4 protein-coding genes are annotated in these 6617 nt (G+C 44.5%); 2 read left to right on the top strand and 2 right to left on the bottom strand.

Annotation, left to right across the window (positions count from 1 at the left end):
- On the top strand, positions 1–558 hold a 558-nt coding region (locus tag KGY70_14985; protein MBS3776499.1), incomplete at its 5' end, for a hypothetical protein.
- 117 nt (positions 559–675) lie between these two features.
- On the opposite strand, the gene KGY70_14980 is transcribed toward KGY70_14985, so the two are convergent.
- Positions 676–1389 carry a DUF1080 domain-containing protein gene (locus tag KGY70_14980; GenBank protein ID MBS3776498.1) on the bottom strand — a complete coding sequence of 238 codons (714 nt, stop codon included), beginning with the start codon at positions 1387–1389 and terminating at the stop codon, positions 676–678.
- Between the two features lie 116 nt (positions 1390–1505).
- A complete protein-coding gene (locus tag KGY70_14975; protein ID MBS3776497.1) occupies positions 1506–5048 on the bottom strand; it encodes a hypothetical protein in 3543 nt (1180 codons plus the stop codon).
- A 312-nt stretch (positions 5049–5360) separates the two neighbouring features.
- On the opposite strand from KGY70_14975, the gene KGY70_14970 reads away from it, so the two are divergent.
- Positions 5361–6524 carry a Gfo/Idh/MocA family oxidoreductase gene (locus KGY70_14970; GenBank protein MBS3776496.1) on the top strand — a complete coding sequence of 388 codons (1164 nt, stop codon included), beginning with the start codon at positions 5361–5363 and terminating at the stop codon, positions 6522–6524.
- Positions 6525–6617 lie beyond the last annotated feature (93 nt).

Below are 6617 nucleotides of genomic sequence, written 5' to 3'. Positions count from 1 at the left end.
ATGAAAGATGATTGGAAGCCAACTGACCCCGATGCATGGGAAATGACCGAGGTAGATGGTAGTGGCGTGCTGCATTTAAAGGATCAGAGCGATTACGAGCCGGAGGTCAGATCACCGCACAGCATACTCTGGCTTACAGATGATGCTCCCGAAAGCTTTGTGATGGATGCCCTTCTTAAATACACGGGTGAACCCGGTGCACATGCGGATCTTGACCTCTTTTTCGGCAAGCAGGATCCCAGCCATTTCTATTATGTGCATTTGGGAGAGGAAGCCGATCCGCATGCACACTCCATCTTTGCAGTTGACGGAGAACCCCGTGTTTCCATTGCTTCCTGGAGGACCAGAAGCCTTACCTGGGGAGACAAATGGCACCGGGTACGCATTGTCCGGAATGGCAAAAGCGGCGTTATCCGTGTTTACTTTGACGATCTGGAAAACTCCATCATGGAGACCAAAGACAAACGGTTTACCGGCGGAGGCATTGGAGTCGGATCCTTTGACAACAAGGGCTATTTTGATGACATACGGATAGTGGAGATAAATCCGGAAGAATAGCGAGGCCTTCCGGACTCTTGGGAACCGCGGGCACCGAAAACGATGGATCCGAACATTAGCCTCAGAATTATTTGGTAATAATTCGGCAAGAAGCTTTGTCAGACCGGGATTTGAAGATTAAGGCAATTCAATGATCCGAATATTCCGGAAATGGATTTCTGCCCCTTCCGACTCCAGGCAGATGTAGCCTTTCTGCTGTGAAGATTCGCTGATGCCATTTACGAACTTCCCGTTAACCGATAGCTTGATGGTACCGTCCACACAAACCACGTCGTAGGTATTCCATTTTCCTTTGCCCTTGCACCGGTTTTCCACCGACTTGCTGCGTTTCCCGCGTGGATTGTCGGGAACCACCTCAACACCGCCAACACCGAACAATTCGCCATGCACATAGGCCAGAGGAGGTTTTTCACCATTCCGGGTATTCTGGTTTACCCAGTCGAGTTCGAGCATCTGCACCTCCACACCGTCGGGAAGACGGTTTCCGGACGGTTCTGCCTTGCTCCACACAAAAGTACCCGAGTTTCCTCCGGCCTCCATGTGTTTCCATTCGATGTGCATGATAAAATTCTCATACCTTTTTTCACTGCGGATCACGCCAATAGGCTGACCGGAACAAACCAGCACATCATCCTCAAGCTTCCATGTATCATCCTCTGTGTTTACCTGGAACCATTTTATCTCGCTTCCTTTGGGATCTTGCCCGGCAAGCATCTTAGCGTATTGAAGTTCTGTACCAAAAGTACAAACCGGTTCTTGTGCCCATGAACCTTTTATTGCAAAAAGAGAAGCAAAAAAGATCGAAATAATAAATAAAGTTGTTCTTTTCATTAGTTTAACAGTTTATTAAAAAATTGAAATTGCATATGGATAATAAAGGCATATCATATAAAAGCCATAACCCTTATTGAATCGTCGCTACCACTTTTTTCCAATATAGCCATTGTTTAGTCTAACCGGATGAGCCGGCTATATCTCTCTTCATCCAGTGTAAACAAACAATCTTCCAATTCTTTCTTCCAGGCTTCAATTTCATCACCGGTATGCTGGATATTGTTGAGTATATAGATTATCTCTGTGGTTTCGTTTATCATTAAATTCTTTAGCCTGTTTACATAGGGCCTGAGAACGACTTTTATTTTTTCAGGAAGGTCAAAAACATCAATCAATGGCGCTGAGGGCGGATTTGCCCCCGCCTTTGTTTTGTTGAGGGCTTTATCTGCAGGGAGCGTAAAACGGAAAACCGAGCCTTTTCCCAATTCACTCTCTGCGACGATTTCCCCGCCATGCGCTTCTACCGCCATTCTGCAAAAAGTAAGACCCAAACCGCTTGAAGGGGCTTTACCTGTATTTTTGGCCTCCACCTGGGTGAATTTATCAAATACTTTTTCCAGTTGATCCCCGGGAATACCTTCCCCGTTATCTTTTACAGAAACGCTTACCACTCCCTCCCCCACTTCTGCTCCGGGAAATTCTGAAGAAGAGGCATCGACCCGGATCATTCCACCGACGGGCGTAAACTTGATGGCATTGGTAAGCAGATTGATTAAAACCCGGATAATGATTTCCTTATCGGCCAGAATATAAATTTCAGGATGGACATGATTCCGGATGCTGATGTGTTTAGCCTGATTAAGAAAAGCCACTTCCCCCATAGCCTTTTGAACAATCTCATAAAGGGGATGGGCAGATGTATTTAACACCATCCGGCTGTTCTCATATTTATAAATATCCAGAATGTTCATTACCATATTCAGCATCTGACCGGCAGATTGTTTAACGAGCTTCAGCCCCTCTTCCGACAGGTTCTCAGGAACATTAATGATGGCATTGAGCGAATTTTTCAGATCATGAACAATGGTAGTGGTCATGGTTTCCTTGAATCCATCGAGCTCTATGAGCCTTTCATTTTGCATCTTAAGTTGATCAGCCTGGGTTTGTATTTTAATCTTTTGCCGGTTAACCAGATCAATGGTTTCCTTCAGCTCTCTATTGGATTGCTCCAGTTCAGCGGTTCGTTCTTTAACAGTTTGTTCCAACTGCTCTCTATGCCTTACAAGCCTCTTCGTATATACTTTCACTATACCTCCGATAAACAGAACGGAAAACAGTCCATAAAAACCGTAAGCCCACAAGGTACGATACCACGGAGGGGCTATAGTAAAAGCGTAACCCGCAACGGTGCTTTCCCGATCATAAACACCAATAGCTTTTACTTTAAAGACGTAATCCCCTTCAGGTAAATTGGTATAGTGTTTATTGGTTTCCTTTGCCCACTCTGACCATTCTTCGTCCTGGCCTTCAAGATAATAGCTGTAGCGCACAGCATCCTGCCCTTCAAATAAGGGCGCGGCATATTCAAATGCCATGTTGTTGGCGTCATAATCTATTTTAACGGAACTTTCGGCCCTGCGCTTGGCCCCATTCCCCCAATAGATTACCGAATCTTTGCCTATAGTCACTTTTCTCACCAGGCAATCATAAGGCTGATCATAGTCTTTTGTGATGGTCGGATCATACCTGTAAAGTCCTTCCGTTCCACCAAGCCAGCATATTCCATTTTCTTCCGGATAGATAAAATATAGCAAACCGCCGGTAATTCTTTTGAAAGACAAATCGGACCAGGTATAGGTGTCATCCGGCTGTTTTATTGCCATTCCCGGCACTGCTTTTCCGGGATACATACTGGCCGTCCAGAGATTGCCCTTCTTATCGGCAGCCATGCAATGTACTCCACGTGAACCATCTGCCAGTTGTTCGGCAAATGAAGTATCCGGATAGAAATGTTCCTTTCTTTCATCGAAGTGGTAGAGTCCGCCGGAGGTGCAAAAAACAAGCTTATCCTGAATACGCTGCACAAAGTTCCAGTCCATTGCCGGTAAACCTTCATCCATTGAATAGCTGGTAACCACAGGCTGTCTGTTAAGCGTATCATTGATGAAAACATCTTTCATCCTTATGATTCCCTTGAATGCCGTTCCAAGCCAGATATTCCCCTCCCTGTCCCGAACCATATTTCGTATTTCCCTATCTACACCTTTTATTTTATCAGTAAATTTCCATTCGCCGCCCCTATATTCATAAACGGCCAATCCATTGCTCAATCCTACAAACAATAATGATGGATTCTCAACTGGCTGAAGCATACAAAACGCATTGCGTACATCAGCAATTTTATCAGGTTTTTTGTTCTTCAATTGATAGAATGCACTTGACGAACCAACCAGCAGAAGAGAATCGCCTGCAGATGACGTTTCAAAAGGTGAAGGCTTGTATGAATAAAATTGCCATGCAAATTCATTCAAACCTTTAATCTTTCTAAACCGGTTTCCTTCAAGTACAAATACGCCTTTGGTGCTGCCTACATACAATTCATCCTCAAAGCGGATTATGGACAAAAGGGCTCCTTCCAGACCCCTGCGTTCATCATACTTTGAAATGGGCGAGGAAATCTCAGCAAAAGCGATACCTGCATCAAGCGCTAAATGAAGGTTTTGTCGTCTATCTTGATATATGTACTTAACATCATCTCCGATCAAACCTTCTTCTTTGTTGATAATCCGTTCTATATTTCCCGAACTGTCAGCTATGATGATTCCTCCTTGTCGTGTTGCCAGGGCAAACCTGTTATCATTCAAAACCGTACAACGATAAGGATTATTCCGTGACAGGAACCAATTCAGTTCCTTAAATCCCTTTGCCTTATAAAATGGCTCATCGGGTTCTCCCGGATCATATACATAAATGCCTTTATCATGTGTAATAAGAAGCATCTTGTCTTTTTTATAGGGGAGTACCCCATAGATACGGTTATCCCTGAACAGCTCGCTGCCGGGAATGGGTTTGAGTTTCTCATCTTCCAGTTTCATCAGACCAACTCCAAGTTCCTGGACAAAAAGGGATTTCTTTACCCGATAAGCTACAAAAAAATTATCGGTACAGGAAGGCCAGCTTTTAACTTCTCCTTCACGCACCCGAAATAGACCCGCATCGGTAGAAAAATAAACACCATGATCCATGGCAAAAGTTTGCCAGACATTCCCAAAGCCCCGGGCAGTACTGTCAAGTAAAGAAATATATGACCGATATTCAAGCTTTTCTTTACTGTTGGCTTTCAGATAACCGAATTCATCCACTGCCCCAACATAAATGGTGCCTTCCGTATCAACATCCATTGAACGTACGATGGATCTGTTGGGAATCTTAATCTTCCTCCAGTTTTCCCCGTCATATTCCAAAATTTCGCCATTGGTATTCCCGTAGTACATGATACCACCGGGACCCTCTACAATTGCCCAGTTCTGGTCATGCGAGCCGTATTCTCCGGAGCTGTAATTACGGATGAACGGGATACCGGTTTCCTTTTGTGTAAAAGCAGGAAAAACAACAACCATCAGAAAAACCAGCAGTACCATATTTTTGCTATGGCCTCGGTTCATTAGCCGGGAAGTCCTCTTAACATCCATTGGTATCGTTGCCCTGAACTCCATCTCGAGATAATTTTGCCAATTCCGGATAAATAATAGTGGGTATGCATTTTGAATGGCACTGATCCGGTCATTCCAAAATGGATCTTTTCCTATCTATTCTCCGGCTAAAATAAAGAATGCTCTTTTCATTTCCAATTTTTCACTGAAAATTGAAGGGTATTCCTTCTAACCGGTACCATTCCGAGGTCTATATTCAAAAAATTATTTGACTGACAAGTCATTGCCTATTTTTTTCCATTCAATCTAGGAGAGTCAATTGATATTTATTATCTTTAGCATTTGAATCATTTTCTAATCAAAAAATATACATCTATGAACAGAAAAATCAGAATGGGCATGGTAGGCGGTGGAAAAGACGCCTTTATCGGAGCAGTACACCGCAGTGCCGCCGCATTGGACGGCAAGATTGAACTGGTATGCGGGGCCTTCAGCAGCAGCCCCGAAAAGTCAAAAGCTTCCGGGAAAGAACTCTTCCTTCCTGATGATCGGGTATATGGCAGCTATGAAGAAATGATCGAAAAGGAAAAATCGTTGCCCGAGGGAGAGCGAATGGATTTCGTTTCGATCGTAACCCCCAATTACATGCATTTCCCTCCTGCCAAGATGGCTTTGGAGAACGGTTTTCATGTGGTCTGTGACAAGCCCATGACCTATAATCTGAATGAAGCCAAAAAACTGGAAAAGCTGGTAAATGAAACCGGTTTGCTATTTGCCCTGACCCACAATTATACCGGTTATCCCATGGTAAAACAGGCCCGGGATATGGTAAAAGGAGGCAAAATTGGTAAAATCAGAAAGATTGTGGTTGAATATCCCCAGGGATGGCTTGCTGAAAAGCTGGAAGAGACCGGCCAGAAACAGGCCTCCTGGAGAATGGACCCTAAAAAGGCAGGTATAGCCAGTTGTATGGGTGACATTGGCACCCACGCGGAAAACCTCTCCGAATTCATTACCGGACTAAAGATCTCCGAGATGTGTGCAGATCTGCATAGCTTTGTGAAAGGCAGAGCCCTGGAAGATGACGGCAATATTCTGCTGAAATTCGACAGCGGTGCCAGTGGCGTGCTGCACGCCAGCCAGATAAGCGTAGGCGAAGAAAACAATTTGAACATCAGGGTATATGGTGAGACGGGCGGACTCGAGTGGCGTCAGCAGGACCCTAATACATTGGTCCTTAAATATAATGACCGTCCAATGGAAGTGTATCGTACAGGTGCCGGCTTTGACTTTCTTTCGGAAAATGCATTGGTTCACACCCGTGTTCCTGCGGGGCATCCGGAGGGCTTCATAGAAGCTTTCGCCAACATCTACCGTAATTTCGCCCTGACTCTGGGTTCCAAACTCGAAGGAAAAGAACCGGATCCCAAATTTGCCGATTTTCCAACGGTTCATGATGGTGTAAGGGGTATGGCATTCCTTGAATCCACAGTGGAATCGAGTAAGAGCGACAAAAAATGGACGCCATTCAAATCATAAAATGATCAAAAATTTCTGTAAGCGCCGGGCGGCTATTCCAAAAAGACAAAGAACATCCGTCTGACAATAAATAGTGTTTGTCTATAAAGTCAA

This window comes from Bacteroidales bacterium, from assembly GCA_018334875.1.
Lineage (GTDB): Bacteria > Bacteroidota > Bacteroidia > Bacteroidales > UBA12077 > JAGXLC01.
The sequence above is the reverse complement of the archived record's forward strand: the minus strand, read 5'-3'. Positions and strand labels throughout refer to the sequence as shown.

Coding starts and splice junctions, on each gene's coding strand:
- KGY70_14980 (MBS3776498.1), bottom strand. CDS start 1,389: ATGAAAAGAACAACTTTATTTATTATTTCGATCTTTTTTGCTTCTCTT.
- KGY70_14975 (MBS3776497.1), bottom strand. CDS start 5,048: ATGGAGTTCAGGGCAACGATACCAATGGATGTTAAGAGGACTTCCCGG.
- KGY70_14970 (MBS3776496.1), top strand. CDS start 5,361: ATGAACAGAAAAATCAGAATGGGCATGGTAGGCGGTGGAAAAGACGCC.